General features: G+C 42.3%; 17 protein-coding genes and 1 riboswitch. Of the genes, 2 read left to right on the top strand and 15 right to left on the bottom strand.

Annotation, left to right across the window (positions count from 1 at the left end; translation table 11 throughout):
- Positions 1 to 195: 195 nt before the first annotated feature.
- A complete protein-coding gene (locus tag HFD85_RS01870) occupies positions 196 to 1,248 on the top strand; it encodes a DUF4837 family protein (protein WP_167604912.1) in 1,053 nt (350 codons plus the stop codon).
- A gap of 84 nt (positions 1,249 to 1,332) precedes the next feature.
- On the opposite strand, the gene metF is transcribed toward HFD85_RS01870, so the two are convergent.
- The 15 genes from metF to HFD85_RS01795 all read right to left on the bottom strand — a co-directional run bounded on the left by metF (position 1,333) and on the right by HFD85_RS01795 (position 25,713).
- Positions 1,333 to 2,286 (bottom strand): methylenetetrahydrofolate reductase [NAD(P)H], encoded by a 954-nt coding sequence (metF, locus tag HFD85_RS01865; protein ID WP_167604911.1) that lies wholly within the window; start codon positions 2,284 to 2,286, stop codon positions 1,333 to 1,335.
- 142 nt (positions 2,287 to 2,428) lie between these two features.
- Complete coding sequence (locus HFD85_RS01860; RefSeq protein ID WP_167604910.1) at positions 2,429 to 2,731, bottom strand: hypothetical protein; 303 nt, start codon at positions 2,729 to 2,731, stop codon at positions 2,429 to 2,431.
- 232 nt (positions 2,732 to 2,963) lie between these two features.
- Complete coding sequence (locus tag HFD85_RS01855) at positions 2,964 to 4,172, bottom strand: MFS transporter (protein WP_167604909.1); 1,209 nt, start codon at positions 4,170 to 4,172, stop codon at positions 2,964 to 2,966.
- Positions 4,173 to 4,351: 179 nt separating this feature from the next.
- Positions 4,352 to 8,020, bottom strand: a complete 3,669-nt coding sequence (metH, locus tag HFD85_RS01850; RefSeq protein ID WP_167604908.1) for a methionine synthase — start codon at positions 8,018 to 8,020, stop codon at positions 4,352 to 4,354.
- 58 nt (positions 8,021 to 8,078) lie between these two features.
- Positions 8,079 to 8,489, bottom strand: coding sequence for an endonuclease domain-containing protein (locus HFD85_RS01845; RefSeq protein WP_206081834.1), 411 nt, complete (start codon positions 8,487 to 8,489; stop codon positions 8,079 to 8,081).
- Between the two features lie 64 nt (positions 8,490 to 8,553).
- Positions 8,554 to 9,306 carry a UPF0280 family protein gene (locus HFD85_RS01840; RefSeq protein WP_167604907.1) on the bottom strand — a complete coding sequence of 251 codons (753 nt, stop codon included), beginning with the start codon at positions 9,304 to 9,306 and terminating at the stop codon, positions 8,554 to 8,556.
- A complete protein-coding gene (locus HFD85_RS01835) occupies positions 9,306 to 9,716 on the bottom strand; it encodes an NIL domain-containing protein (protein ID WP_167604906.1) in 411 nt (136 codons plus the stop codon). The genes HFD85_RS01840 and HFD85_RS01835 overlap by 1 nt, the downstream gene beginning before the upstream one ends.
- Positions 9,709 to 10,872, bottom strand: coding sequence for a homocysteine biosynthesis protein (locus HFD85_RS01830; RefSeq protein ID WP_167604905.1), 1,164 nt, complete (start codon positions 10,870 to 10,872; stop codon positions 9,709 to 9,711). The genes HFD85_RS01835 and HFD85_RS01830 overlap by 8 nt, the downstream gene beginning before the upstream one ends.
- A 205-nt stretch (positions 10,873 to 11,077) precedes the next feature.
- Positions 11,078 to 11,188: riboswitch (SAM riboswitch) on the bottom strand.
- Positions 11,189 to 11,414: 226 nt separating this feature from the next.
- On the bottom strand, positions 11,415 to 13,655 hold the full coding sequence (locus HFD85_RS01825) for a glycoside hydrolase family 3 N-terminal domain-containing protein (RefSeq protein WP_167604904.1): 2,241 nt from the start codon (positions 13,653 to 13,655) through the stop codon (positions 11,415 to 11,417).
- A 19-nt stretch (positions 13,656 to 13,674) separates the two neighbouring features.
- The gene (locus HFD85_RS01820; RefSeq protein WP_206081833.1) at positions 13,675 to 15,003 is read right to left on the bottom strand and encodes a family 16 glycosylhydrolase; all 1,329 of its coding nucleotides are present in this window, start codon (positions 15,001 to 15,003) and stop codon (positions 13,675 to 13,677) included.
- A 154-nt stretch (positions 15,004 to 15,157) separates the two neighbouring features.
- Positions 15,158 to 16,444 (bottom strand): T9SS type A sorting domain-containing protein, encoded by a 1,287-nt coding sequence (locus HFD85_RS01815; RefSeq protein ID WP_206081832.1) that lies wholly within the window; start codon positions 16,442 to 16,444, stop codon positions 15,158 to 15,160.
- 208 nt (positions 16,445 to 16,652) lie between these two features.
- Positions 16,653 to 17,441, bottom strand: coding sequence for a hypothetical protein (locus tag HFD85_RS01810; protein ID WP_167604903.1), 789 nt, complete (start codon positions 17,439 to 17,441; stop codon positions 16,653 to 16,655).
- A 26-nt stretch (positions 17,442 to 17,467) separates the two neighbouring features.
- Positions 17,468 to 19,180, bottom strand: coding sequence for a RagB/SusD family nutrient uptake outer membrane protein (locus HFD85_RS01805; protein WP_167604902.1), 1,713 nt, complete (start codon positions 19,178 to 19,180; stop codon positions 17,468 to 17,470).
- A gap of 18 nt (positions 19,181 to 19,198) precedes the next feature.
- Entirely contained in the window at positions 19,199 to 22,429 is a 3,231-nt protein-coding gene (locus tag HFD85_RS01800) for a SusC/RagA family TonB-linked outer membrane protein (protein WP_240924998.1), read from the bottom strand.
- A gap of 416 nt (positions 22,430 to 22,845) precedes the next feature.
- Positions 22,846 to 25,713: a ligand-binding sensor domain-containing protein gene (locus HFD85_RS01795; RefSeq protein WP_167604900.1), complete on the bottom strand. Its 2,868-nt coding sequence runs from the start codon at positions 25,711 to 25,713 to the stop codon at positions 22,846 to 22,848.
- A 198-nt stretch (positions 25,714 to 25,911) separates the two neighbouring features.
- On the opposite strand from HFD85_RS01795, the gene HFD85_RS01790 reads away from it, so the two are divergent.
- A complete protein-coding gene (locus HFD85_RS01790) occupies positions 25,912 to 26,184 on the top strand; it encodes a DUF493 family protein (protein ID WP_167604898.1) in 273 nt (90 codons plus the stop codon).

Here is a 26,184-nt window from a genome sequence, read left to right as displayed (position 1 = left end):
GTAACTTTTTCAAAGCCAGCCGGTAAAATAGTATTACACACTAAAAGTGGTAAGGTTTTTGTAAGTTTAGCTACAAAACTATTTTAAAGCTCAACACTATGAAATGAGTATGAGAATAAATATTTATACCTTATAATGAATTTATATTCTCATGCGAATTACATGTGTTACCTAAAAACTTAAAATTATAAACACATGAAATTCAAAATCTATCAGCTGTTTTCTTTTATTGTTTTAACCGCATTTCTGCTGTCGTGCGGAGGAAGTGAAAGCACTCCCATGCGCAAAAATATTACCGGAAACGCCGGCGAACTGGTGGTGGTTATTTCAAAAGACTCGTGGGAGGGTGCTCCCGGAAATGTTCTCCGCGAATACCTGGCTCAACCACAGGCAATGTTGCCACAGGAAGAACCGCTTTTCGACCTGATTGACGTGCCACACAACGGATTCAAACAAATTTTCAAGACCACCCGCAACATCATACAAACAAGCATTTCGCCCAATGTTGATAAAGAAGGCGTGTCGTATACCGACGATGTTTGGGCTTTTCCGCAGGCAACAGTCCAGATATCCGCCAAAACACCTGAGAAATTTGTAGAGCTGTTTAATGATAATAAAGAAAAGATACTTTCGTATTTTCTGTCAGCCGAAAAGGAACGCAACACACTTAATTACAACCGGATATACGAAAAGGCCGTTTTCAACACACTTGACAAGGATTTCGGGTTCACCATGAAAGTACCTCCGGGTTTCAGAATCGTAAAAAAAGCCAAGGATTTTCTGTGGATACAATACGATACTCCCGATATTTTTCAGGGCATTGTAATTTATACTTATCCCTTTCGTTCCGATAGTGCTTTCACTGTTAATTACCAGTTGCCCATCCGCGACAGTATTTTAAAAGCACAGGTTGAAGGCCCGACAGACGGAAGTTATATGTCGACCGAAAAAAGACTCGACCAGGTATTTAATGTAAAACGCCATAACGGGAATTATGCTACCGAAATGCGTGGTTTGTGGCGCGTAGAGAACGATTTCATGGGCGGACCATATGTTGCCCTTTCGGAGCTTGACGTAGCAAATCAGCGCGTTATTAACGCTTTCGGATTTGTTTATGCACCTAGCAAAGACAAACGTAATTTGTTGCGTCAGGTTGAATCGATGATTTATTCAATTAAATTGAATAATCAGAGTGATAACGACAAATTGAATAAGCAGGAAGAACTTGAAATTAATGTTGAAGGTTAATAATCTTTCGAAGTTAGCAACTATAAAAAGAGCGGTGAAAATTGAATTTTCACCGCTCTTTTTTACTTCAAATATCTTCTCTGTTTAGAAAACTGCTTTTACAATTTCGCGTACGTTATCCGAAACACCGTAAGTATAAACATGCAGCGAAGGTACTTTATTTGTCACTAAATCTTTCGACTGATAAATCGCCCATTCTGTCCCCACTTTTCGTGCGTCATCGTTGTTTTTACACTTTGCCAGTTCGTTCGACAGTTCCTGCGGAAGATCGATATTGAAAATCTTTGGCAGCACCGTCAACTGGTTTTTAAGGTTGATCGGTTTGATTCCCGGAATAATCGGAACAGTAATTCCGGCAGCCCGGCATTTGTCGACAAAGTTGTAATAAACCTTATTATCGAAAAACATCTGAGTAACGATGTAATCGGCACCGGCATCAACTTTTTGTTTCAGGTAAGCCATGTCGGTTTCCATATTCGGAGCTTCAAAATGCTTCTCGGGATAACCGGCAACACCAATGCAAAAATCAAGAGCAGCGCTGTTTTTCAGATCTCCCTGCAGGTACTTGCCTTTTCCAAGGTTAACGATCTGTTCAACCAACTCGTTGGCATTGGCATTTCCGTTTTCAGTAGGCTTGAAAACATGCTGGCCTTTAATGCCATCACCGCGAAGCGCCAGAACGTTGTTTATTCCAAGGAAATTCAGATCGATAAGCACGTGTTCGGTTTCACTTTTTGTAAAACCTCCGCACAAAATATGTGGAACTACCGGAATGCCGTATTTATGTTGAATGGCAGCAGCAATGGCTACTGTTCCCGGACGTTTCCTGACTGTCCGTTTTACAATGCTTCCATCTTCCAGTTCCTTAAACTCCTCCTCATCGCGATGCGTGGTGATGTTGATGTATTTTGGATCGAACTCGGTCAGACTTTCGATGGTCCGGTACAATTTTGAAACATCGTTACCTTTTAAAGGTGGAAGCAGCTCGAATGAAAAAACGGTGCTTTTTGCTGCATTTATGCTGTCTATAACTTTCATTGAAATGTATTCTTTGTACAAAGTTAATAAATCATACCTGTCAGTCTGATTTCACGGACGGCTAAGAATCGAAAATTATTTTTATTTAACCGACGATTTAATGGATAGGTGTAAAATTGTTGTAGAAATAACTATTCCCAAATTATAACGGTAAGGTTTTCTCGCTTCGCTGCGACTGACTTTTTTCTTCAGCAAAAAAAGTCAGCAAAAATGCCGCCGCTGACATGAAAATTGCTAAAATCAAACTCATTCCGCTAAAAGAAAAGAACTCCCCTGACTCTCGTTTCCCTCGGTCAGTGTCAAACAGCTTTTCTTTTTTAACGCTCCATGATTTTGATTTCTTAACGCATTTTCCTGTAGGCGGAAGGAACGGGCTGCAAACATTAACTTTTGTTTGGAAAACTTCAGACGAAAGCTGGCCTCCTTTTATCGATCCTTGAATCAAAGTTTTAGCTTAGTGAGAACGGGAAGTTCTCCCGAGTACTCGGGAAGGAAATCACCCGTCCGAACTTAGTTAAAAGGAAGATGAGAGGTGAAGATAAAAAGCAGCCTTGAGCTCGGAAATGCCTTCCTCGTGCTTCGTTTTTGTGTCAATACAAAAATGAGGGCTTCCAGCAGGAAAAATGGACTAATTCTGCAAATTTCGTCGTTTTTTAAGAGATACTGTTTAATCGAAACTACAAAAATTTACTAATCGATTCCCTTAACCGGGTGCTTACAAAAACATTGAAAACCGTTAGAAGTACAAAGGAAAGCATGGCGACAAACACGCCGGTTTTGTTCAGGCCAAAAACAAACAGGATGCCCGACACCTGCCCCATCAGCAAAATTATGCCCTGCGAAGTTGACTCCGGGGCCGGGTAGCTTTTCTCGGCTCCGTATTGAAATCCGATTGGTCCGGCACTCATGATAAAAAAGCCAAAAATAAAGGCAGAGATCATCATCGGCACAAAGGCTGAAAATAAGGTTAATCCAATCAATCCCGGCAGCATCAGGATCATGCACAGTACAATGAAGGGTTTTCTCTTTCTCATCTTATCCGACAAAGCAGGTAGAATCAAGGCTCCCAAAACACCACCAATCAGCATCACACCGCCAACCAGGCCGGTTTCTTCCACGGTAAGGTCTTTGCAAATCTGGTCGATACAGGTACTTACCGCATTAAAAATTCCAAGTCCGATAAAAAAGAGTAGCAGTAAAAACTTCATGTCGCGTTTGCTGAAAATATCTTTGATTCCCGCGATCGGGCTTATTCTTGCCGTAAATTCTTCATCGGAAGGTGGCGTTGGCGGTTCTTCCTTCATAAACAAAAGCACTAAAATGGCTCCCAAAACCGACGCGATTCCATAAATCCAAAGCATTCTGCTGATTCCGAAACCAGCTTCACTAGCTTCTGATATTAACAAAGGAGTTACGGCGAGTGCAATAATTATCCCGACGTATTGTGCCAGCGAGCCCAATCCTGCTACCGTAGCTCGTTCCTGTACCGGAAACCATTTTGCTCCTACCTTTGTCACCGCATTCAGAATAAAAGGCTGTGCAACGGCAAGTCCTGTTTGTGCCAGGGTAACTACCAGCAGATTGTTGGCTCCGATCGATTTTACAACGCCAAAAATACCGGTGAGAACCGCGCCAATCATCAAACCTTTTTTCAAGCCCCAGGTATCCAGAACGTACGATGCGGGAATGCTCATTACAATAAAAACGATCATAAAAATTATCGACAGAAAATCGATGCGGAGTGCCGACGTGCCGTAAAATTCCTGGGCAACCGTTGAAATGGATGCAAAAGTCAGCCATTGAATTTCAATAATTACAGTGATCAGGAAATAAAGTAGTAGGATCGTCCAGCGATAAGGATAAACACGGATCTTGCTTTCTTTCATGCTCTGGTTAGTTTATCGCTAAAATGGGAATAAAATCTGAATTTCTTTGCTATCGCTTTTTAAAGAACTCGAGCTAAGACGATTTCTAAAACAACGAATGTTAGCATTTACATTGAAATGCTAACATTCGACTATCTATTTTCAGGGTGGTCCGCTTCCGGATTCCACTCTCAAACGCTCTACTTATAATTCAGATTTGTTGGCAGAAATTTTTCGATAAACTCAACACTTTCGCCTTTTCTGCGTGCGTAATCCTCAACCTGGTCTTTCCCTACTTTTTCGAGGCTGAAATACCGCGACTCCGGATGCACAAAATACTCGCCCGAAACCGATGCATTCGGATACATCGCAAAATGCTCGGTCAGCTTTATTCCAACTTCTTCGGCCCTGATCAGCTTAAAAAGATTGCTTTTCTCAGAATGTTCAGGACAGGCCGGGTAACCAAGCGCCGGACGAATTCCCTGGTATTTTACTTTCAGGATATCATCCATCGACAGGTTTTCGTCGGGTGCATAACCCCAGTAGTTTTTACGAACTTCGAGGTGCAGCAACTCGGCAAATGCCTCACTCAAACGGTCGGCAAGCGCCTCAAGCATAATGGCTTTATAATCGTTGTGATCTTTGCGGTATTCATCTTTCCACTTTTCAATGCCAATTCCGGCAGTAGTGGCAAAACCTCCACAGTAATCAATTTTACCCGACTCGATTGGAGCCACAAAGTCCGACAAGTTCAGGTTCGGGCTGTTGCCTTTTTTCTTTTCCTGCTGACGCAAGTTGTAAAACCTGCCAATTTCTTCCGAGCGTTGTTCGTCGGAATACAATACTACATCGTCCATGTCGGCATTTGCCGGCCAGATACCAAATGCTGCATTGGCCTGCAACATGTTCTTTTCGATGATCTCATCCAGAAACTCATTCGCTTCCTGATACAGTTTTTTGGCTTCCTCGCCTTGTTCTGCATCAGCAAAAATGGCCGGATAATGGCCTTTCAGTCCCCAGGTGATGAAGAAGAAAGTCCAGTCGATATAATTTCGCAGTTCTTCCAACGGGAAATCGATCAGGTGTTTTACCCCAATAAAATTAGGCTTGTAGATCGGTGTTTTATCCCAGTCGGAAACATAACGATTCGCTCGGGCTTCCTCCAAACTGAGGTATTCTTTTGCCTTTCGCTGTCCCTGAAACTGGCGAATATTTACGTAATCGGCTTTTACCGCATCAATGTATTTCTGATTTTTGGCAATCAGGTTCGAAACCACATTCACCGCCAGAGAAGCATCCTTTACATGCACCACCGGATTTGAATATTCCGGTTCGATTTTAACCGCCGTATGAATTTTTGAAGTGGTTGCTCCACCAATCAAAACAGGAATATCCATTTTGCGGCGTTCCATTTCTTTAGCAATGTCTACCATCATTTCCAATGACGGTGTGATCAATCCGCTCAAACCAATCACATCTACATTATTTTTGACGGCTTCATCCAGTATTTTTTCGGTGGGCACCATCACGCCAAGATCAATGATCTCGTAGTTGTTACAGCCCAGTACCACACCAACAATGTTTTTACCAATATCGTGTACATCGCCTTTCACGGTGGCCATCAACACTTTTTTCTGCGCTGTTGAATTTTTATATTTCGCCTTATCCGCCTCGATGTACGGCAACAAAATGGCGACGGCCTTTTTCATTACCCGCGCCGATTTGATTACCTGCGGAAGAAACATTTTACCAGAGCCAAACAGATCGCCAACCACGTTCATTCCGTCCATCAACGGCCCTTCAATAATATCCAGCGTAGGCGAATATTTCTGAAGCGCTTCCGCCATGTCTTCGTCAACATATTCGGGCAGTCCTTTCACCAGCGAATGTTCGATTCTTTTTTCCAGCGGTAATTCGCGCCATTCGTCTTTCTTCTCTTCCCTTTTACCCGGATCCTTGAGTGTTTCAGCAAATTCCAGTAAACGTTCTGTCGCATCCGGCCGGCGGTTCAGTACTATATCCTCAATCTTTTCAAGCAGATCTTTTGGAATCTCGTCGTAAATCTGCAACATGCCCGGATTCACAATTCCCATATCGAGCCCGGCCTTTATGGCGTAAAACAGAAACACCGAATGCATGGCTTCGCGCACCACATTGTTTCCACGAAACGAAAACGAAACGTTACTTACACCGGCGCTCACCTTGGCAAATGGCAAGTTCTCCTTGATCCATTTTACCGATTCAATAAACGACACTGCGTAATTGTTGTGCTCTTCAATCCCTGTACCGATGGTGAGTACGTTCGGGTCGAAAATGATATCCTGTGGCGGGAAATGTACTTTTTCGGTAAGTATTTTATAAGCGCGTGTACAAATTTCCTTACGGCGTTCGGTATTATCGGCCTGTCCTTTTTCATCGAAAGCCATCACAATTACGGCCGCACCGTATCGTTTTATTGTTTTAGCCTGCTGAACGAATACTTCTTCGCCTTCTTTCAGGCTGATGGAGTTTACAATGGCTTTCCCCTGCAAACACTTCAGCCCGGCCTCGATCACCTTCCATTTCGATGAATCGATCATAATAGGAAGTTTGGCAATATCCGGTTCCGACATGATCAGGTTCAGGAAAGTCACCATTTCTTTTTCGGCGTCCAACATGGCATCATCCATGTTTACATCGATTACCTGTGCCCCGTTTTCAACCTGCGATCGTGCAATCGAAAGCGCTTCTTCGTACTTCCCTTCACTGATCAGGCGCGCAAATTTCTTCGATCCGGCAACATTACAGCGTTCTCCAATATTTACAAAGTTGGTGTTCTCGGTAATGGTTACCGGTTCCAGTCCGCTGAGTTTGGTGTTATTTGTCGACGGCGCCAAATGATGTGGTTCTGCTTTTGCAGCCAATTCCGCAAAAGCATGAATATGATCAGGGGTGGTGCCGCAACATCCACCAATGATGTTCACAAAATTATTATCGAGGTAATCTTTGATGTAGCCGGCCATAATTTCAGGCGTTTCATCGTAAGCCCCAAACTGGTTCGGCAGCCCGGCATTTGGGTGCGCACTGATGTGGAACGGCGCTTTCTTTGAAAGTTCCTTAACATAAGGGCGCAGATCGCTGGCACCAAGTGAACAGTTCAAACCAATACTCAACAAATCGACATGCGAAACCGAATTCAAAAAGGCTTCAAGTGTTTGTCCTGAAAGCGTACGTCCACTGGCATCAGTAATCGTACCAGAAACCATCAGCGGGAGATTGATCCCGCGAGCTTCCAGTGCATCTTCAATGGCGAAAATAGCGGCTTTCCCGTTCAGCGTGTCAAAAATGGTTTCAATCAGCAACAAGTCCACACCACCATCCAAAAGGCCTTCAACCTGCTCGCGGTAAGCTGATTTTACATCGTCGAAAGTAACTGCCCGGTAACCGGGATCGTTAACATCGGGCGACAGGGATAACGTTTTATTTGTTGGTCCCAGAGAACCTGCAACATAGCGCGGCTTGTCGGGATTCTTTGCCGTAAATTCATTTGCAATTTTTGAAGCCAGCTCTGCCGATGCCTTGTTCATTTCGTACACCAAAGCTTCAGTACCATAATCGGCCTGAGAAATGCGCGTGGCGTTAAAGGTATTGGTCAGCAAAATATCGGCGCCTGCCTCCAGGTATTTCGTATGAATTTCCTTTATGATCTCGGGATGCGTAATCGACAATATGTCGTTGTTCCCTTTCTGATCATTCGGGTGATCTTTTAATCGCTCCCCATGATAATCGGCTTCGGTCAGTTTATATTCCTGAATCAACGATCCCATTGCACCGTCCATTACCAATACCCGGGTTTTGAGTTCTTCTCTTATGTCTTTTTTTGTAGTCATCTGTCTGTAAATAATTTTCTTCAAATGTCCCCTTGAGAGGACCACAGGGGTGATTTTTCTAGTTTAAATCATTTTCTAAATTATCGATCAAATATTCCAAAGTCTTTTGGACATTGTACAAGTTATCCAAAATTTCCCTGTTTTTAAATCGAACAATTATATAGCCTGATTTTCTTAAATCAGCTTCTCGTTTATTGTCTTTACTTTTTTGAAATCGATGAATTTCACCATCCAATTCAATTATCAACATCAATTTTTTGCAAAAGAAATCAACTATATAGTTTTTTATCGGTCTTTGACGCAGAAATTGATAGCCTCTTAGTTGTTTTTTCCTTAATACTTTATCCCATAGAAGTACCTCAGCAAGTGTTGAGTTCGTTCTGAGCGCTCTTGCTTTCTCTTTCAGATTTTTGTTGTATTCATTATTTGTTTCCGCAGAAGTCATATAAAGTTTTAAGATTCCGCTCATCCCCCTGCCCCCTTCTAAGGGGGATTTGACTTAATAAACCTATTAATATTTAGTGGTATTTGTTCTATTTCAAAATGCGTATTTCGTTCTCCCCTTTTATTCCAATCTTGTCTTCGCAAATTATCAGCAGCGACTGAATATCGGGATAGTTGTCGGCTTTGTTGATCACCTTCTGCACATGATCGGGCGATTTTACCAGGTTGCCAAGTGCGGTTGCAAGCGCATCAGCCATCAATATATCTTCGCAAACTACCACTACAGCATCGGCTTTTCCATAACTCAGCGATGGACCTACAGTTCCGGCCGAAGTACAAATGCCAAAAGCACCTTCAGCCGCCGGAATAACCAGCCCGATCCGCTCCGAAAGAATCGATTCGCCCGCAAAAACCGACAACACCAACTCATCCTGTAAAATCAGGTAGATGTCGCCGCCGTTTTCAATTAACAGTTCCTTTACCGAAAAGTTCTTACGAATTTCCTCCCCCACTTCACGGGCAAACAAACCCGCAACTGCCGACATGGGGCCGATACCTGCTTTTTCGGCTGCAAGTGCCATCTCCAGCGCCTCTGCAGGTGCAATTTCACTGGGTTGAAAAGGCTTTAAACTCTTCCTGAAAAATGGCTCCTTTTCAATGTATTTATCGAAAATTTCGCGCAGACTTCTGACTTTCTCCAAAGCCACTTCTTTCATTTTCTCATCAAAGGAAACCGGGTCAACACCGATCCAAAGATCCGTTTCAAGGTGCTTCACCTCGAAGCCTTGAAAGCGTTCGGTATTGAACTGCGTACGATATGTTCGTTCTTCAAACAGGTTCATTATTGAAAATCGATTCTAAATAATTTTAACGGACAGGCAGGAATGCAAAGTTCGCAAACCACACATTTTTCTTTGTTGAAGTTGAGGTTCCACGACTGTTTATCCATCGTAAGTGCGCCGGCAAAACAAACTGCCGTACAATTGCCGCAATCGATACATTTTTCGCTTTGAAAATGGATACGTTTATCGAGTGATTCGCAAACAATTTTGTGACTTTGAATGTACTCCACCCCTTTTTCAATGTTCTCTTTCTTCCCCTGCAATTCAAGCAAAAGGCTTCCGCTTTTCCCCGGAAAAACTTCAGCTTTCAGAATATTGATGCGGATATCGTAATCTTTTACCAGGTGATAAGTAAATGCTTTGTCGCCACTATCGGGCGGAAAATTAAGGATGTATCGTTTTTTAATCATTGTCGGCCTCCGTTTCTTTTAATCCGTTTAACGAGGTGTTTTGCGGAAACATTTGAACAGGCTGGCTCACTTCGAATGCACCATCCAATAACCACTTTTTTAGTTCATCGGCGATTTTTCGGGCTTTCGACAAACTGGAAACCGGTGCGGTTCTTATCTTTTTCCCTTTCACTTTTATTGATCCCGATTGCAGCTCTTCATAAGTAACCTGCCCCAGTTTGGGCGTACCAACCGTACCATAATCGAGTACCGACGTTTCAATCTGGCTATTGTTGATCGATACACGTTTGGCAATATCAGCATTCAGCACCGGAATTGGAATTCCAATACCCACAAACAAGCTCACGCCGTATTTTTCGTAGTAAGCGGCTTGCAGGTATTCTGCCGACATTTCTTTTAAATTACCCATAACAGCAATAGTGGCCGCGTTGGTAACAGGCACTCCAAATTCGTTTTTCGGCCTGGTAGTATGAAATTGTGTTCCCGGCCAAACCACAAAACCCTGCGTTCCACCCAGGAAAATACGCGTTCCAAGACCAATGGTTTTGAATTCCGGATCGTTTATCAGCGGACTCAATTCACCGGAAGTGGAATACGTGGCATTACGCAGGTTGGGCAACAAAGTACCCATGTAGGTATGTTTTATGTTCGAAGTGGTGTTCACTGCAACATTGTAATTCTGGTAAGCATTCCGCGGATTGAAAAGCGTAAATTCATTGATCGTGTTGATGTTGATTTTCGTTTTGATGTGCTTCCGCGGGTAACAGTCCGTTCCTTTAGCCCAGGCTTCAAGTTCAACATCTTTTCCTTCCAGAAGATCCTGGATAACATGAGCACCGCCATATTCCGGACGTTCAGGATCGCAGGCAGTTGCTCCGATGTAAGAATCTACGGCAGCCAGTCCTTCGTAGCAGGGAACTCCGTTCAACCGAATCTTTTCCATGCGGATTGGCGGATTGGCATGACCAAAATTTATAATGGCGCCCGACGAGCACATGGCACCAAAAGTGGCAGTAGTTACCACATCAACTTTCTCAACAATTTCTTCAGGCGAAAGCGTTTTGGCCATTTCCGACACTTCTTCGGCGGTTAGAACCACTGCCTTACCCGATTTGAGTTTGCGGTTCATCTTTTCGTAGGTTTTTACTGTTGACATATTTATTTAGTTAGAAGCAGTCAGATGAAAGTCGAAAATAAATTTTCGACCACTCTTGCTAACTTCAGGTTGAAAAATCTTTAGTTCTGGAACAAAATCCGTATTCACTGAAGCGGTTAAAACCGCTGGCGCATACACATATTGGCCCCGTGCATGTAGCTTGTAAAAAATAATTTGTAGTGCAGTAGCTTCATCGATCGTGTTTTCATTATAATTCCGTTTCCGGCCGGGTATTGGCACCTTTTAATCAGCCAGCCGGCTGACAAGGTTGCCAGAGTTTCTCAGAGCCCGATCTCTCCACTCTTCTTTATAATCAAACACCCTGTTGAAGAATATTTGACGTGAGACAAAGTTATATGAATTTTAGCAAATGTAGCTTTAGCTAAAAATTTTCTGCAAAAAGTTAAAAAATTGTTGAATACAAAGACATCGGTTGATTACAAAGAAAAAAATAAGAGGATGACTTTGATTGCTGAATTTGAAAACAAAAAAGGCACTTTCATCGCTGAAAGTACCTTCTTCAATTTTTACTCTATCTGGTTTTATTTCAATACAAAAGTTCCTTTTAAACCTTCATCCGAATTTGGCCCTATCCAAACTTCGAAATCACCAGGTTCAATCACGTAAGCATCGCCATTAAAAAACTGCAGATCTTTGGCATTCAGATCAAAATTCACAGTTGTTTTATCTCCCGGTTTCAGATTGATCTTTTTAAAACCTTTTAATTCTTTTATCGGTCGGGTTATGCTTCCAACTTTATCGTGCACGTAAAGTTGTACGATTTCCTCAGCTTCGAAATTACCAACGTTTCTAATATCGGCTGAAAGCGTAATTGATCCATCTTTCGACATTTCTCCGGAAGAAAGTTTCAGGTTTTCGTACTTAAATTCGGTGTAACTCAAGCCAAAACCAAACGGGAGTAGTGGCGTTACACCGTAATCGATGTGCATGGATTTAAAACCAAGCGAAAGCTGCTTCGAGTCGCGTGGAATGTCGTCGATATAAACCACGTCGTTTTCAGTAGCCGGGCGCCCCGTATTTTTACGATAATAGTAAAACGGAATCTGGCCGGCTCCTTTAACAAAGGTTACCGGTAGTTTTCCCGATGGCGAAAAGTCACCAAAAATAAGGTCGGCCACTGCAGGTCCGGCCATTGTTCCCGGATGCCAGGCATAAAGCACCGCGTCGGCCATATCCATTTCGGCACCTATACCAAGTGGTCTTCCTGCCATAACAACCAAAATCAAAGGTTTACCTGTTTTTTTAAGTTCGGCGATCAGTTCGGTTTGGATACCCGGCAAATCGATTATACCACGAGCATTAGCTTCGCCCGAAAGAATGGATTCTTCGCCTGCAAAGAACAGAACGGCATCCGAATTTTTAGCGGCTGCAATGGCCTGGGCAAAACCTTTGGTCGATTTATCACGGCTGTATTCCAGTCCGTCTACGTAGTTCATCCTCGATCCCAGGATTTCGCCAAAAGCTTGTTTTGGTGTTGTGGAATCATCGCCGTTACCATCAAAAATCCAGGTTCCGAGCTGATCGCGGCCTGCATCGGCTAAAGGACCAATCACGGCCAATGAACGGATGTTCTTCGAGAGTGGAAGAGTTGAGTTGTTGTTTTTCAGCAAAACCATACTTTTTCGTGCCACTTCCCGTGACATTTCGAGGTGCGAGGGCGCCAGAATGGTATCGGCAGAAACAAAGGAATTATACGGTTTTTTAAATAATCCCATTTCCATTTTTACCCGAATTATATTAGCAACACGATCGTTTATCTGTTCTTCCGAAATCGCACCGTCTTTGATTAGTTGCGCCAGATTATCAGCATAACAAGTGGTTGCCATTTCCATGTCGACTCCCGCTTTTACTGCGATCCCGGCAGCTTGTTTTTTATCGGCTGCAAAACCGTGGTTAATCATTTCTTCAATCGAGCCCCAATCGCTGACTACCATTCCTTTGTAGCCCCACTCGTCGCGCAAAATGGTTTTAAGGGTAAATTCGTTACCCGATGTTGGCACACCATTCAAATCGTTAAAAGCCGACATGAAAGTCAGAGCTCCCGCATCAGCCGCCGCTTTAAACGGACGTAAATGTACATTTCGCAACAGCGGTTCGGGAATGTAAGTAGTATTATAATCGCGGCCGGCTTCCGACATGCCGTAACCCACATAATGCTTGGCACAGGCTGCCACTGCAGTAGGGTCGTTCAGGTCGCCCTGAAACCCTTTGACCATGGCAACTGCGAATTCGGAGGTCAGCAAAGGATCTTCGCCACAACCTTCGGCAATGCGTCCCCAACGCGGGTCCCAGCTTACATCCATCATGGGGGCAAAAGTCCAGTTAATTCCCATCGACGATGCTTCGATGGCTGCAATACGCATGGCTTTTTCTGCCAGTTCAGGCTCCCACGACGAAGCCATTCCTAATGGAATAGGAAAGATTGTTCGGAATCCGTGAATCACATCACGGCCAAACAAAAGCGGAATTCCGTGTTTGCTCTCTTCGATGGCTACCTTCTGAAATTCAGCTATACGATCCGGTTCAATCATATTCAGAAACGATCCAACTTTCCCTTCTCTAATGGCCTGTTTTGTTGCCTCATCATCTCCAAAAAATCCGTCGTTAACCTGTTGCATCTGACCAATCTTCTCCTCCAACGTCATCTCACTAATCATCTGCCGGATCTTTTCTTCCTGTGTATCCAGGTTATTCCCGGAGCCAGCCGAGCACGCAGCCAGAAACCCAAGTCCAACGATCGATAATAAAATTCTGATTTTCATTTCTTTTATTTTTTTGAATTTATTTTTCCTGGTAAACGCGAACGTAGTCCACTTGCATAGATTGCGGGAAAATGCTATTATCAATTCCTTGGGCACCTCCCCAATTGCCGCCAACAGCTACATTCAGAATAAAAAACTGTGGTTTATCAAATGGCCAGTTTTCAATGGTTTTGCTGGCCGGGGCATAGCGGTGTGTCACATTTTCTGGGGAATCGGTATAAAAAACCAGTTCCTTTTCGGTCCAGAATAATCCGTAAATATGAAATTCTTCTTCGGCGGTTTCGAAAGATTTGCTGCTTCCGCTGCCATTACCGCCATAACCAGCCGATGTGTGAACGGTTGCATGGACGGTATTTGGCTGGTAGCCCACATACTCCATGATATCGATTTCGCCGCAAGCCGGCCAACCGGTCGATCCGATGTCGGCTCCCAACATCCAGATTGCAGGCCAAATTCCTCTTCCCGACGGAAGCTTGGCACGAATTTCCATTCGGCCATAAGTGAATTCTTTTTTGCCGCTTGTGATCATCCGGCTCGAAGTGTAAGATCCGGCAAGCTGATCGTCGTTTACCTTTTTAGCCGTAATGGTTAAAATACCATCCTGAATTTCGGAGTTGTTACCACTGGTATAATTCTGAAGTTCGTTGTTGCCCCAACCTCCCGAGCCGGTTTCAAAAGTCCAGTTATCAGTATTAACTCCAGTTCCGTCAAATTCGTCCGACCAAACCAGCTCCAGTTTCGAGAAATAATCGGGATCGTTTGCAGCGATACTCACCGACTGAACAGAAGAATAAGTTTCGCCATCTTTTTCAACCTGCAATTCAATTTCGTATGTTCCGGCGTATGGGAAATAGGCTACGGCATTCGTTTCATTCTCGATTACTTTATTTCGAAACGACCAGCTGAACGCACCAAAAGTACCTTCTGAAGTATTAACGAGGTTGACAGTGTTCGGATTGGAAGTGTTAACTGTTGCTGTAAAACTCAGTGCAAAATCGGTTTTGGAAATGTTAACAGTTTTTGCCGCCGATTTTTTGTCACCCTGCAGACCAACAACAAGTAATTCAACATCGTAGTCGCCGGCTTCGGGGTAATACACGTCGTAGGTTTTACTTTTTGAGGTAGTTGATTCGGTACGTCCGTTTCCAAAATCCCAGTTCATGATGTGATATTCGCCTTCGGATGTGTTGCTGAAGCGAACATTATTATCATCGATAAATGTGTATGAAAAGTCGACCGAAAATGCATCAGCCGGATTATCTTCCTCGCCACAACCGGCAAATGGAAGGCTCAGACTTATCAATATCAGCAAGGCAGTCCATTTATTTATAAAATGCAATTTCTTCATCGTTATAGTTCTTCTTCAGTTCTTATTTTGGGCAGCGTATATTTGCTTTTAAACTGTACTTATTGTAAAATTCAAAATATTAGTAATCAATTTTTGTTTTGGCCCCTGATTTCGTTTATGATTTCAGGTATTCTTAACCAATGTTCTTTTCTCTTTACTCGTGTTTTGCCACGATAAATTTTTTAATTGTTGCTTCCTTGTTTCCTTTCTCGTAAACCACATACATGCCTTCGGCAAATGCACTTACATCGATACTAATTTGTTCGCTGCCTTCAGTTAATAATTCTTGAATTTCAAGTCCCTGCATATTTGCAATACCCAGTTTTTTAAATCCTTTTTCATTGCCAGGTAAACTCACTACCAGTCTGTCGTCTACCGGGTTGGGATAAATTTCGAACTTGTCGGTTTTCTCCGGCTGATTAATTCCAACATTTACATCGAGTTGATAAACACGTACCCAATCGATATAAACCGAACACGGAAATTCAGCTTCAGGAACAATTGCACCTCCATAGGAATAATCTCTGCCTCCAACTCCTGCGCTTAAAATCACATACATTTTATGTTCGAAAGGATGCCACTCGGAAAAATGATTGGAATATTCCGAAATGTTTACTCTTCGTCCATCGATGTACTGAACTGCAGACTGATCTTCGCCATCTTTTGAATAAGCACCACCATCGTTCAGGTAGTGAATGTGGTATACATGGTCGTCGATAAAAAACTCCATCCGATCGGCATACCAATCAATTCCATATTCATGAAAACCTGCGCTTCCGGCATTTGGATCGTTTGCCGGAGGTGGATAATTTCCGTATCCGGGTTCCTTCGGATTAGGTACCTCCCGGGTTTCATAACTGTAATAAGCTCCCTGGTGGCCATGATTCCAATCGGCCCATTCATTATTTTGCCAGAACCAGGCATAGTGCACACTTCCGAGGTTATGATACGGGATAGCTCCAACATATTCCATAATGTCAATTTCGCCTCCCTGCGGCCACATGATATAGTCCCATCCGGCAGGTAATTCATCGGGCATCATCCAGAATGCGAAACCTTGTCCCGGGTGTTTTACATTCCTGGGATAGATTTTTGCAACTATACGGTGACCAGGTCCCCAGGATTTTTTAGCTGCTGTGTTTATACGGCCACTGGTATAATTTCTATCGATGTAAAATTCCTTTTGAGTAGTAATTACCAGACAGCCATCATCCGCCCCTTCAATGTTATTCTGAAAACTTATATTTTTTGCACGATCGGTGGCACGATCCACCTGTCCTGTTCCAAAATCGCCATTTACACCGGTGCCGGTTTCAATGTTCCAATATTCGGTATTGAGTTGGCCATCATTAAAATTGTCTTCCCACAATAAATCACCTACCTGCGCAAGTGCACTACGGCTAAACAAGCAAAATACAAGTATGGACCAGTAAGTTTTCACGTGAAATGATGCATTCTCTATTATTGGTATTGGGATTCTGTCGATGGAATATTAGCCTTAACTTTCAGGTTTACTTCAATTTTTACAGGCATAACTTCCCTAAATACTGACAATTTCAGCACAAAAAAGGGTCTATAAGGGGAGGTCTTTCCTCCCCTTATGTCCATTTCTAAACTAAGCTCTATTTATCAAACAATCGAGCGTTTTCTTATTCGGGTCGAAATATCCAGGTCCAACCTGTTGCCCAGGCTGCATCGGGAACAAACAACACCATTTTATCTTCGGTAAGTTCCATTATCCTAAATACACCGGCATTGCCACCGCCGTCCATTGAACCCAGCAGGCTTGCACCGGTAAGTGTCAATGTTTGGTTTTCTACATCCAAAACAAAACTTCCTTTCACCGGTGTTGCATCGGGACCACTGTAATAGGAATAATTGGCAGCTCCATCCAGGTCGAATTTCATTTTTCCGGCGGCATCAGCGGGAGGGCAGCAATCGCCTGCTGCATTCCACCATACTGCCCACGCATTATTTGGATCGGACATGAACCACCACAATCTGCCATCAGATGCAGGACCTCCGTCGAAAACCCAGGTTTTTCCTGCCGAGGTAGCTTCGCTTACCAAATCGTACCAATCCTGCTCCAGTGGCGTATCAAGCACATCGATAGTAACATCAATGGTTTTTTCAAAAAACTCGGCTCCCAGGGTACCTGTAAAAGTAAAAGTCGATGTTCCGGGAATTGGATACACTATTTCTACTTTATTTGTAAGTGCTTTACCCAGGTTGTAGTCCCAGTACCCGGTAACTCCGGGAGTATTCATGCTCAGTTCAATCAGGTTACCTTTGGCATCATTTTGCTTGGCCACCAGTTCAACACCTGCAACATCCGTGCTGTTTTCCAGGTATTGTTCGTCTACAATTGAATCGCATGAGCCAATCATCAGCATCATTAATCCAATAAAAAGACTGTATATAATTTTATTTCTTTTCATTTTTCTTCAGTGTTAAAAATTAAACATTACCACCCAGGGTTTTGCTCGTAAACGCCGTTAGAGAGTCTCATTTCTGTTTCAGGAATTGGCATCAAGCCTTTTATTTCCGGGCGATAAGTTACTTTATACTTGGCACTGGAACCTGAATTTCTTACGTCAATTACATCGTTGAAAGCGTTGTTTACATCGCCCCAGCGTACCAGGTCGAACCAACGCAATCCTTCGAATGCCAATTCGTGCATACGCTCTTCTTTAAGTGCTTCCAAGGAATAAGCAACAGGATCCAAACCGGCACGTGCTCTTACAGCATTCATTCCATCAGCAGTTCCGGTAATTTCAGAATGCATTAACAGTACATCGGCAAAACGCATAAAAATAAAATCCTGTGCGTGCATTAACTGCATATCGGTATTTCCCCAGTTATAGAGTTGAACAAACATCCCTACATTAGCTCCGGTTCCATCGTTGTATTGAAGCGCAGTATATTTTTTGTTAAAGAAACCTGTTTCGTGGTCACCTTTATCACCCTTGTAATCACCGGTTCCCTGATCGGCCTGACCAACCTGAAGAATAGAACCAAGTTTTCGGGGATCGTCATCGCTCCAACCTGTAAACAGTTTTGGATTAATGGTACACCATCCCCATCCTTGTCCGAATGGTACCAGAGAATTATCGCGAAGGCCTGTGAACAAAGCCAACCGGTTGGTGTAAATATTTCCGTTTGACCATCCCCAGTCTCCGAAAGAGAAGCGTTGAACAAACATGGTTTCGTTATTTCCTGTTCCGAAAGTAGGAGTATGACCATCCTGGCCTACCCACGATAAACCTTCAGCATGAGCCCAAGGTAAGAGAGTAGTATCGCCTGAAGCAATATTCACATACGAGTAAGGCCACAAGTTTCTGAAATCGCTTACAAGTCCATAACCGCTGTTATTGATACAATCTTCCAAATACGTTTTAACATCGGAAGCTGACAACGATCCACCTTCAACCAATGGTAATTCGGTGGTAGCCTGACCTTCAATATTGGTCATATAACCGGTATAATGTAAATATACCCTGGCCAAATAAGCTTCGGCCACCCATTTGTTTGCATGACCGTAACGCGATTCCGGAATTTCGGAGAAAGGAGTAGATGGCAACATTTCGATGGCCTGAACCAAATCGCTTGCAATTTGTGCAAAAGTCTCGGTATAGGTCGATCTTGCTACATCCCTTGGGTCGTCGAATTTTATAATTAAAGGAACACCGCCGAAGAATTTCCCCAATCGGAAATAATAGAAGGCACGCATAAAAAGTGCTTCTCCAATCGACTGATTTTTGAAAGCCTCGGCTTCTTCAGGGCTACTAAAGTATGGCGAGAAATCTGCTTCTGCCGTATTGTCGATAATAGCGGCTGCCCTTGAAATACCGTTGTAACTTTGCACCCACGTATCGCGGTAAGTATCTTCAGCAGGGTCTTCGAAATTGTCAACCCATTTTGCCGATTTATCATCAGCACCACCGCCTCCCAGCATCAGGTCTGACATTAAACTCGCAGCAACCGATTCGTTACTGTGTACATTGGGCGTATAAATGGCATTGTAAACCCCTGCCATTGCCTCATTAATATCAGTCGGAGTGCTGTAAAAGGTCTCCAGACTTTTTCCATAGATATTATCTGTATCCAGATAATCCTGACTACAGCTCGTTGCAAAAACCAAGCCTGCAATGAATGCTATATATATTAGTTTCTTCATCTTCATTATTTTTTAGAATTAAAATGCAACATTTAGTCCAAACATCACTGTTCTTGGCAACGGATATAATCCGAGGTCGATTCCCGACGCCCAACCAGCATCATGACCAAAACGAACTTCAGGATCCATACCATCATATTTTGTAAACGTGTGCAGGTTATTTACTGCTGCATACACTTTCAAAGATGAAATGGCTTCGAAATTTGAAAGCATTTTTCCGAAATCGTACCCAATGGTCAAGTTGTTAACTCTCACATAATCTGCGTTGTGCATATAAATATCGGAAACGTATTGCTGATTTCTGTTTGAAACATTCGACAAACGCGGCATCTTGGTTGAGGTTCCTTCACCATGCCAGCGATCAAATACGGTTGAGGTATAGTTTTGCGTTGGACTGTCGGCGAACGAACGATACGATTGCATAACCTGCATACCGAATTTCCCGGCCAAAGTTGTGTTCAAATAAACTCCTTTGTATTCGAGGTTAATCTGAATACCCAGTTCGAAATCAGGATTTGGATTTCCCAGATAAACCTTATCATTTTCATCAATTACTCCATCCAGGTTTTGATCAACAAAGCGAACATCACCCGGGCGCTGATCGTTGAAATATGGAGATCCATCGGGACCAACATAAGCTTCAACCTCGTCCTGGTTCTGCAAAATTCCGGCGGTTTTGTAACCATAGAAATAACCGATCGGGTATCCAACTTCCACCCTTGATACTTCGGCAGTACCTTGCGATAACACATGTGAAGGTCCATGAATAATACCATCGGTGTTAGCAATTCTTGTTACCTCGTTTTTGTTGTGCGCTCCGCTTAACGAAACGGTATATTTAAAATCGCCTACCCTGTCGTTCCAGTTAACAACCATTTCAAATCCGGTGTTCTCAATATCGCCACCATTAATAAATGGGGCACCGGCGCCTGATGTACCCAAAATCGGTGCTACCAGCAACCAGTCTTTTGTAGTTTTCTTATACCAGTCGAGTGTTACTCCCAGTCTCGAATCGAGCATGCGCGTATCAACACCAATATTTAACTGTTCTGAAGTTTCCCAGGTAACATCCGGGTTTGGAACTTTTGCCGGATATGCCGTGGTTCCGGATACCGGTTTTGTATCTCCAAAGAAATATCCGGGGAAAGCATAAGTAATTTGAGAAGAGTAGATAAAGTTGTCGATAGACTGGTTACCGTTCTGTCCCCAGCTTACCCTCAATTTACCAAAGTTAACTATGCTCGAAGCGCTTTCCATAAAATCTTCACTGGTAAATACCCAACCTGCTGAAACCGATGGGAAATATCCCCAACGATTACCTTTGGCAAAGTTGGACGAACCATCAGCACGCATAGTTACAGAAAGCAGGTATTTCTCGAGGTAATTGTATTGTGCCCTGGCCATGTACGACATCAAGCCACCACCACCAGCGGCCCAGTCGGCACCCCAGGTATTGATATCACTAATCGATTCCGGACTTTGCGTGTTATTTACGTACGCATATTTAGGATCACCAGGGAATAATAAATTGGTTCTCGATCCACCAACTTCGGTATTAATGTGGTTTTGCAACAACTCGTAACCCACCAGCGCCGAAATTGCATGATCACCCAATTCATAATCGTAAGAAAGCGTGGTAGTCCAGGTCCAGTTATTTCCTAAATACTGGCTTTGCTGAGCTCCATCAACATTGTCGGTATACAAGGTTCCTAAGGCATATGTAGGATTCATAGATCTGCCCCAGCCAAACCATGCATCGATACCGTACGACGATCTTAGTTTCAGGTTTTTGATTGGCTCCAACTCAGCGAATACATTACCAACAACATTGTTTCCTTTGCCATAGTTGTAGTTGGTTGCATAGTACATCGATGCAATTGGATTTGTAGCCTGATTGATACCATCCATGGTTGGAGTAAAACCGAATTGATTGATATTATTATCGATAGCTGGCTGCCAGTAAGCAGGCATTAACGGATGCTGAACCAGCGCATTATGCAAGTCGTTCCAGTAAATGTTTCCTGTACGGGCACTCCTGTTCTCACTGTTCGTATAAGTAATATTTTCACCAACTGTAAGGATATTGTGTCGGCTGTTTTTCTTTAATATCATTTGCGTATTCAACCTTGCCGTCATTCTTTTGTAGCCGGCATCGGTTATTTCGCTGCCAATGATACTTTTCTGATCGAAATACGATACACCAAGCGAGTAAGTTATGTCTTTGCTTCCACCTGTGATGTTTAAAGCATGACTTTGGATCGGAACATTTTTACTGGTCATTTCATCAATCCAGTTGGTTCCTTCCCAACCATTTTGAAGTGCATCCCATACTTCCTGCCCCAATTGGCCGCCTATTTCGCTACCGAAATTATTGCTAAGCCAGTCGTTGTCCTTTATCTTCGATTCCCAGTCCCATGGCTGAAGGCCATCGTTCACTCTGCCTTCGTCCATAATGTACATGTACTCCTGAGCTGTTAGCGGATCCAGGTTTTTGTAGATATTCTGAACACCATAATAAGCATCGTAAGTAATTTTGGCTGGGCGGTCCTGGCTACCCTTTACAGTAGTTACCAGAACAACTCCGTTAGCAGCCCTCGAACCGTAAATAGCAGCTGATGCCGCATCCTTTAATACATCAATGCTTTCGATATCCGAAGGGTTCAAATAATCGATATTACCAACCGCTACACCATCAACAATGTACAATGGGTTAGAGTTACCAATGGTTCCTAAACCACGGATGGTTACTCTGGTCCCTGCTCCGGGAGCACCATTATTCCTGGTAATGCTTATACCGGCTGCCACCCCTTGTAGGGCTTCCATTGCAGAACCGGTGTTAAGCTCGGCAATATCTTCACCTTTAACATTTAAATTAGCACCAGTTGTTAAGGCTTTTTTCTGAACACCATAACCCACAACAACCACTTCGTCAACATTAAACAATTCTGCTGACATCTCAACATTAATTTCAGAACGTCCTTCAACAGCTACTTCCTGGGTTTTCATTCCTACAAATGAAAAAACAAGAACATCGTCGGAAGACACATTTAATTGATATTCTCCGTCGATGTTGGTAATAGTACCATTCGCCGTTCCTTTAACCACCAGGGTGACTCCGGGAATTGGCTGACCATCTTCGGCTGAAGTTACCACACCTTTTAGTACAATTTCCTGAGCGAATACGCCCCAGGTAAAAAATGTACCTAAAAGCAACATGAGAATTTTTCTCATCAATAGTTTTTCTTTCATAGATCTAATTTTGATATTAGTATAAAATAGTTCATGTTAGAACATCACGTTCAACATGCAAGAATCCAGTAAAACGATTTTTTCAAAATGATAAATACTCTTTGGGGTCCAATGTATGATGTTTTCAATTCCATAGTTTTAAATTAGATTAGTTCAGTTTATTGTAATATGTACAATAACGATACAATCTTAATTAAACTTATTGTTATTAACAAAATTTCACATTACGAATTTGGGAGTTCAAATGCTAAAAAAAGAATAAACCGGCTCTACAAAAACACATCTCGACCCATAAGACAATACATCAAAAATACATCACAAATATTCTATGATGCTGATTTTTTGATATTTAAAAATCAACAACACATAATATTACTACCTCTTTTGAAAGTATGTTGTACAACAGAAGACGATTATCAGAAATTAAGCAGGTAGGTTGACAGATTGATTTCGCGAGAAATATCGAGCTTTTTACGAAGGCGGTAACGACTGATTTCAACTCCCCTTTCAGTAATATTTTGCAGGGTTGCAATTTCCTTGGTCGACATGTTCATGCGGATATACGCACACAACCTTAAATCATTTGGAGATAGCTGAGGGAATTGTTCTTTCATTCTAACGAAGAAATCGGCGTGCACTTCTTCAAAATAACTTTCAAATATTTTCTTTTGATGCTGATTATCGATTTCCTTATCGATCCGCTTTTTAAGAATAGCCATTTTTGATGCCACTGCGCCGTCGCTGGTTTCTTCGGAAACACGTTTTAGTTCCTGGTTAATTTTCATCAGGAACTTGTTTTTATTTACAATGCTCAACGTTTGATTGGCCAGCTCTTTATCCAGAGAAAGTTTTTCGGCTTCCAGTTTTTCATTTTTCAGGCGTATAATTTCCTTCTCGGCCAATACCGACTGCTGTTCGAACTCTTTCTCCTTTTTTCTGAGCTCTTTTTCGTGTTTTTTACGTTCTTTTTGTTTCGATCTCTCAAAGCGTTTGTTAACAAGCCGAACAACCAATAAACCGATCAGAATAACGACAAATATATAGATGTACATGGCCATTTTCGAACGATACCAGGGTGGATCTATCAAAAATGAAAAGCTGGCTTCTTCACTCTCAATATCGAAGCTGTTTTTTGCTTTCACACGAAATACATATTCGTTTTCGGGTAGATTGGTTAAATCGCGATAATTATCGTGCGACCACGACGACCACTTATCCGAGTAATTCTCAATAAAATAAGAAAATTCCAACTGCTCCGGATTCTGGTAAAAAGGAGCAGAAAAATAGAATCGGAAAGCATTCTTTTTAAATGGCAATTCCGGCATTTCCTGCTGAATATCAGGATAAATAGCTGTATCTAAATATGGAACATCAACCTTGGTAATGTAACTTCTGAAAGGCTGGTTGTAGGTAGCTACTATTCGTGAAGAGTAATGAGCAAAACCATCTTCGGTAGCAATAAATACATTGTCGGTTCCGTAAACATATAAAAACTCCCACTCCTGTACCAATTTATTGCTCAATTGCTTAAATGGAGTTGTAATGTTTGTATAAGTGCCGTCGTCGTTCAGGTGAAAAACTCCGGCTCCTGTTTCCGTTATATACCAATAATTACCCTCATTATCTTTTTGAACATATTTTAAGCGCTCATTCAAATCGAACAAGGAATTCATACGTTCATCTTTTACGAAAAAATCGACACTTTCATTGTAGGTATAAATGCCGTCGATTGCAGAAATGTACCACGAATCATCAACCGAAAGTAATACATTGAGTTTATCGGAAGGCAACCCTTCATTTTTTCCGTACAGTTTTACCTGAACTGCAGAATCACTTTCATTATTCAAGCGAACACGAAAAACTCCCCTTGTTCCATGGCTCACCCATATATTTCCGTTTTTATCTTCAGTAATAAATCTACTCGATTCGCTGAATCCTTTCACCTTATTCCGAAATTTCCAGGTGTTGTCTTTATAATCATAAATCGACAATCCCGTATAATTTCCGCCAATTGCCATTGCTGGATTTTCATCCTTTTGAATAAAAGTCCACCCTCCTGGCTCATCGCTGATTTGAAATGCCTTTTTGTCTTTCACAACGAAGGTACCCATGTGGTGTCCGCATAACAATTCGTTGTTAATTACCTTTAAACTCCAAACCTGCCCCTCAGTTCCCGGAACCAGTTCAAACTTGTCGCTGTTATCTTGCGAAGGTGAAGCAAAGGATCTTGTAAAAAGCCCCTGGTTTGTGCCCAGGTAAAGCATATCATTATGAATAACGCAACAATACCCAGTGCTAATACCTTCTGAACTGGATATGTAGCTCAGTGGAGAGTTCAGCTCAATGTAATCAATCCCGTTATCGAGTCCCAGCCATAAATTTCCCGAGTGATCTTTAAAGAGGCTCAATATGGTATTGTTCTGAAGCCCCTTTGAACGGTTTAATTGCTGAATGATCGCACCATCAGAATTGGCTATTATCAATCCGTTCAGAATGGTTCCGATGGCCACATTATTTCCGTCGAGTTTGAGGGCGCTAAACAAAATATCCTTTTCAACCTGCCTGTTGGCAGGCACATCCCATTTCCCCAATCTTCCGTTCTTATATTCAAACCAACCATCCTGCCCTGTTCCAATCAACAGTTGATTTTCATAAAAACTAATGATAGAAAGAATCTCGGTATCTTTTAAAGGTTCTGCCCATGGAACTTTATTTACAAAGCCATTTATGAATTCAAATAAACCAACTCCCGGTTCGTGAAAAAATAAGCGCTTGTTTACATAAAAGGAATAGAAAAAGGCTCTCTCCGGTTTGATCGTCCAGATTTTCTCATCGCGATAAATAAATATGTATTGATACGACTGAAAAACTATGCCGTACTGCGTGTCATATATTTTCCAAATAATATCTACTTCATCAATATCTTCAGGTAATTTATTGAGCAAACTGATAAATTCGGGACCATTTTGCGAATTTGGATTAAATATTCCAAAATCGTCATCAAGGCCAATATAAATAATTCCCTCATCATCAATGCATACCGACCTAACAGGCGATATCGAAACTCTGAACAAATCCCAGTTTAGTCCATCGAAACGAAGCAAACCGTCGTTATTGGCAAAATACATGAAGCCATCAGGATCCTGCGCTATATTCCAGTTTTGTGTTCCGGCTTTGTATTCTTTTTTGGGGTAGTTTAATATATTTGGAACCCCAATTTTTTTCACCTGGGTAAATCCAAAAAACGGAATTAAAACGAACAGTATGTATAGAATCTTTTTCAAATCTTTATCTGGTACAGCTTACAGAATATTTAATGGTTTCTAAAATACAATTTAAATGTCAAGTTGTGAAATTAGCCGAAAAATCTAATATTTGATGCGCAGTTCAAAGTCTCCCTGCAAAAGAAAAACTGAATTTTCTTCTTGAAATGGTGAACGAAAAAGAGCTATCAGATGTATTACTAACAGAAGATGAATTTTATGGATATAGATAAATATAAAAACCTGCGTTACCGCCTAATGGAAAATAATAACTGGCCATTGAAATACATGTTCAAGTTTATAACCCCGAACCACGATGGGAAAGTGGATCAAATAAAAGCTTTACTGCCTAACAGCGGTAAAACAACATTCAAGCATACTTCCAATTTGAAACATGTTTCGGTAACCTGTATAGCACTGATGGACTCCGCCGATCAGATTGTTGAGATCACCGAACAGGCAGATAAAATAGAAGGCGTAATTGTGCTGTAA

The sequence above is a fragment of the Maribellus sediminis genome (genome assembly GCF_011799805.1).
Taxonomy (GTDB): Bacteria; Bacteroidota; Bacteroidia; order Bacteroidales; family Prolixibacteraceae; genus Draconibacterium; species Draconibacterium sediminis_A.
This window is presented reverse-complemented; position numbering and strand designations above follow the sequence as displayed.

What these genes read in the sequence shown, in the direction of transcription:
- HFD85_RS01870 (WP_167604912.1), top strand. Translation starts at nt 196, where the DNA reads ATGAAATTCAAAATCTATCAGCTGTTTTCTTTTATTGTTTTAACCGCA.
- metF (WP_167604911.1), bottom strand. Translation starts at nt 2,286, where the DNA reads ATGAAAGTTATAGACAGCATAAATGCAGCAAAAAGCACCGTTTTTTCA.
- HFD85_RS01855 (WP_167604909.1), bottom strand. Translation starts at nt 4,172, where the DNA reads ATGAAAGAAAGCAAGATCCGTGTTTATCCTTATCGCTGGACGATCCTA.
- metH (WP_167604908.1), bottom strand. Translation starts at nt 8,020, where the DNA reads ATGACTACAAAAAAAGACATAAGAGAAGAACTCAAAACCCGGGTATTG.
- HFD85_RS01845 (WP_206081834.1), bottom strand. Translation starts at nt 8,489, where the DNA reads ATGAGCGGAATCTTAAAACTTTATATGACTTCTGCGGAAACAAATAAT.
- HFD85_RS01840 (WP_167604907.1), bottom strand. Translation starts at nt 9,306, where the DNA reads ATGAACCTGTTTGAAGAACGAACATATCGTACGCAGTTCAATACCGAA.
- HFD85_RS01835 (WP_167604906.1), bottom strand. Translation starts at nt 9,716, where the DNA reads ATGATTAAAAAACGATACATCCTTAATTTTCCGCCCGATAGTGGCGAC.
- HFD85_RS01830 (WP_167604905.1), bottom strand. Translation starts at nt 10,872, where the DNA reads ATGTCAACAGTAAAAACCTACGAAAAGATGAACCGCAAACTCAAATCG.
- HFD85_RS01825 (WP_167604904.1), bottom strand. Translation starts at nt 13,655, where the DNA reads ATGAAAATCAGAATTTTATTATCGATCGTTGGACTTGGGTTTCTGGCT.
- HFD85_RS01820 (WP_206081833.1), bottom strand. Translation starts at nt 15,003, where the DNA reads ATGAAGAAATTGCATTTTATAAATAAATGGACTGCCTTGCTGATATTG.
- HFD85_RS01810 (WP_167604903.1), bottom strand. Translation starts at nt 17,441, where the DNA reads ATGAAAAGAAATAAAATTATATACAGTCTTTTTATTGGATTAATGATG.
- HFD85_RS01805 (WP_167604902.1), bottom strand. Translation starts at nt 19,180, where the DNA reads ATGAAGAAACTAATATATATAGCATTCATTGCAGGCTTGGTTTTTGCA.
- HFD85_RS01800 (WP_240924998.1), bottom strand. Translation starts at nt 22,429, where the DNA reads ATGAAAGAAAAACTATTGATGAGAAAAATTCTCATGTTGCTTTTAGGT.
- HFD85_RS01790 (WP_167604898.1), top strand. Translation starts at nt 25,912, where the DNA reads ATGGATATAGATAAATATAAAAACCTGCGTTACCGCCTAATGGAAAAT.